Origin of the sequence: Rhodococcus sp. EPR-157 (assembly GCF_001647195.1) — a bacterium.
Classification (GTDB): domain Bacteria; phylum Actinomycetota; class Actinomycetes; order Mycobacteriales; family Mycobacteriaceae; genus Rhodococcoides.
In genome coordinates, this window is the sequence record NZ_LVCV01000093.1 from 1 (window position 1) to 409 (window position 409).

1 pseudogene is annotated in these 409 nt (G+C 60.9%); it reads right to left on the bottom strand.

Features of this window, described 5'->3' with window-relative positions:
• A pseudogene (locus A2J03_RS03625) lies at window positions 1-137 on the bottom strand (RNA polymerase sigma factor SigE); the annotation flags it as partial.
• Window positions 138-409: the final 272 nt, after the last annotated feature.

A 409-nucleotide genomic window follows, 5' to 3' on the forward strand; every position in this document is an offset into this window, starting at 1 on the left:
TGCTCGCGAACGAGCTCGTCCCAGGACGGCATCGTGTTCTGTTCGCCGGTGGCATCGAAGACTGCGGTGCCGCTCAAGTCCTCGGTCGCGGATTCAGGCAGCAGAGCGGTGTCGAGATCTCCGTTGATCTTGTAGATGGCTGGATCCTCCTGCTCAGGAACACGTGTCGGTGCGGCCCACGCTGCCGTGTTCAACCAACGGCACCGACGAGTTGTTCCTCTTCGTGTTGCTTGTCGATCAAGCGATCACCCGTAGCTTCTCGTACCCGCGTGTGGCGGACGTGTGAATAAGCTGAGGCGCTGCTGAGAATGTGACGGGCAGCGAAGACCGCGTCGCTCCGCAGGCTTCACTCGAGCCGCGATAACCTGCACTTGTGCCGACCAACGCCGAGAGATCACTGTCGTATGCC